The 2,368-nt window shown below is 25.8% G+C and carries 4 protein-coding genes; all 4 read left to right on the top strand.

Annotated elements, in window-relative coordinates:
* Positions 1–569: 569 nt before the first annotated feature.
* The 4 genes from relB to SOR77_RS09345 all read left to right on the top strand — a co-directional run bounded on the left by relB (position 570) and on the right by SOR77_RS09345 (position 1,722).
* Positions 570–794: a type II toxin-antitoxin system RelB family antitoxin gene (relB, locus tag SOR77_RS09360; protein WP_320636838.1), complete on the top strand. Its 225-nt coding sequence runs from the start codon at positions 570–572 to the stop codon at positions 792–794.
* On the top strand, positions 791–1,054 hold the full coding sequence (locus SOR77_RS09355; protein ID WP_320636837.1) for a type II toxin-antitoxin system RelE/ParE family toxin: 264 nt from the start codon (positions 791–793) through the stop codon (positions 1,052–1,054). Before relB ends, SOR77_RS09355 begins: the two co-directional genes overlap by 4 nt.
* Before the next feature lie 163 nt (positions 1,055–1,217).
* Positions 1,218–1,484, top strand: coding sequence for a type II toxin-antitoxin system Phd/YefM family antitoxin (locus SOR77_RS09350; protein ID WP_320636836.1), 267 nt, complete (start codon positions 1,218–1,220; stop codon positions 1,482–1,484).
* The gene (locus SOR77_RS09345; protein ID WP_320636835.1) at positions 1,462–1,722 is read left to right on the top strand and encodes a Txe/YoeB family addiction module toxin; all 261 of its coding nucleotides are present in this window, start codon (positions 1,462–1,464) and stop codon (positions 1,720–1,722) included. The genes SOR77_RS09350 and SOR77_RS09345 overlap by 23 nt, the downstream gene beginning before the upstream one ends.
* The last annotated feature ends 646 nt before the right edge of the window (positions 1,723–2,368 follow it).

Raw genomic sequence — 2,368 nt, 5'->3', positions numbered from 1 at the left:
ATGATGTTAAAAAGATATTTGAAGTATTAAAGGAAGATTACAAACATCTATTGAATAAAGCTAAAGAGATTAAAGCTGATGCAGATGATAAAAGTGATTATTTAGTTTCTGCTAATATGGATGAACTTATTGGAAGTTATAATAAAGTAATTTGGATGATTTCACAAGCAAGTAAATAATGAGGATAAAAGGTGATGTTGCAGAATAGATGATTCTACTCTGCAACATCATTTTTTTAATCAAGTATTTAAGAGACAGTGTATTGTTTTGTTTTTTCATAAATACATTGTATCAAAAAAGACGAGGATTTTTTAGTTTTCTCGTTTTTTTTATTTTAGGACTTTTGCAACAGCCCCATTTTAATTAGGGTGTAAATTTATCTTAAATTATGAATTTATTACTTTAATATTTATTTTCTTTATCTAAATTGATCTTGCTGATGCTAAAAAATATGTAGACTTAATACTCTTTATTTTATACAATCTGCTTGCCTAATAAAATCAATATTATCTTGACAAATACCGATTAAAGTAATACAATCGTATTACAAAAAAGAAGGGAGTATGTATATGTCTACAATTAGTTTGAGAGTTCCAGAAAACGAGCTAAATATTTTGAAATCCTACGCAAAGCTTAATAATAAAAGTCTATCTGAAATAATTAGAATGACAATGCTTGAACATATTGAAAAGGAATATGATCTTAAAGTGTTTGAGGAGTATGAAGTAGAAAAGGCAAAAGGAACACTAAAAACAAGACCGATTAATGAACTTTGGGAAGATTTAGGAATATGACATACCAGATAACTACAACAGATAAGTTTGATAAAACTTTTAGAAAGCTGGACAGGCAAATCCAAAAAATAATTAAAGTTTGGATTGAAAAGAATCTTGCAAATTGTGAAAATCCTCGTATTCATGGGAAAGGACTTACAGCAAACAGAAGCAGTCAATGGAGATATAGAATAGGAGATTATCGTATTCTTGCAGATATAAGAGACGATGAACTTGTATTAGTTTTTGTTGATATAGGACATAGAAAAAACACTTATTAATAAAACATAGCATCAGTTTATGAAGATTATCGCATCCTTTAGTGTTAAAGAATGGAGATAACTTTAATAATACATTGTAAATTATATTTTCTATTTTGTCAAACAAATTAAAAGTTGTACTAAAAATTGTACTTATGTTAAAATGAAGCTAAGAGGTGATATTATGCTATCAGTAAATTATTCAGAAGCTAGAAAAAATTTTAAGGAATATTTAGATAAAACAATAGATAATTGTGAGCCAATTATCATAACTAGAAAAGAAGAAAGGAATGTAGTTATGATAAGTTTAGATGAATATAATAATTTAAAAGAAAATGAATTTATTATGAAAGACACAGATTATTATCAAGAACTAATAAGACGTAGTAAGAAAATTAATGTTAATGGGATTGAACATGAGGTAATTGATGAAGAAAATATGGGTCGATGAAGCGTGGGAGGAATATTTATTTTGGCTTAAAGAAGATAAAAAAATACTAAAAAGAATAAATGATCTTATAAAAGATATTGATAGAAACAAAAATAAGGGAATAGGTAAACCAGAAACATTAAGATTTGAACTATCTGGATTTTGGAGTAGAAGGATTAATAGTGAACATAGATTAATATATAAAATTGAAAATAATAGCATATATATTATTAGTTGCAGAGGACACTATAAGAATTAAAAAATCTAAGAAGGTAAAAATGAGTAATTTATATGCAACCTGTTTTTTATATTTATTTTTAGCAATAACTTATTTTAATATACTTGATTTAAAAGATGTAAAGACAAAATATAATTTTCATAAATCTATAACTATTAATACACTAAATTTTATTTTAATAGTTATGTATACAATATCTAAAGAATTAAGAATAGATCCAGATATAATTTGGGGATTGAAGATTATCACATGTGTAAGTTTATTAATAAATTTAAGTATATTTACCTATGTAAGAATAAAGGCTAGATAATTAAAAAACATAAATTTAAATAAAGAAAAAGTGGATATGTGTCAATAACTAAAGTGTATAGATGTTTTGATTGGGACAAAGACTCTCAGAAAACAAAAGGAATCTAAATTTCAGAAACATTCCAAAAATATAGAGAAATATCCTTAAAAAATATAACATCACCGGAAGGAATAGAAGAAAGAATAAATAGATCAATCCAAACAGAAGGAGTTGAGTTTTATGTATGGTGCAATTTTGGGAGATATAATAGGTTCTCCTTATGAATTTGATAGAGGAGAAAAGTCAAAAGATTTTGTTTTGTTTAATAGAGAGTCTAAATTCACTGATGATACGGTAATGACTTTGGCGGTTGGAGAA

The organism is Peptoniphilus sp. (assembly GCF_034090345.1).
GTDB lineage: Bacteria > Bacillota > Clostridia > Tissierellales > Peptoniphilaceae > Peptoniphilus.
This window is presented reverse-complemented; position numbering and strand designations above follow the sequence as displayed.

What these genes read in the sequence shown, in the direction of transcription:
- SOR77_RS09350 (WP_320636836.1), top strand. Translation starts at nt 1,218, where the DNA reads ATGCTATCAGTAAATTATTCAGAAGCTAGAAAAAATTTTAAGGAATAT.
- SOR77_RS09345 (WP_320636835.1), top strand. Translation starts at nt 1,462, where the DNA reads ATGAAGAAAATATGGGTCGATGAAGCGTGGGAGGAATATTTATTTTGG.
- relB (WP_320636838.1), top strand. Translation starts at nt 570, where the DNA reads ATGTCTACAATTAGTTTGAGAGTTCCAGAAAACGAGCTAAATATTTTG.
- SOR77_RS09355 (WP_320636837.1), top strand. Translation starts at nt 791, where the DNA reads ATGACATACCAGATAACTACAACAGATAAGTTTGATAAAACTTTTAGA.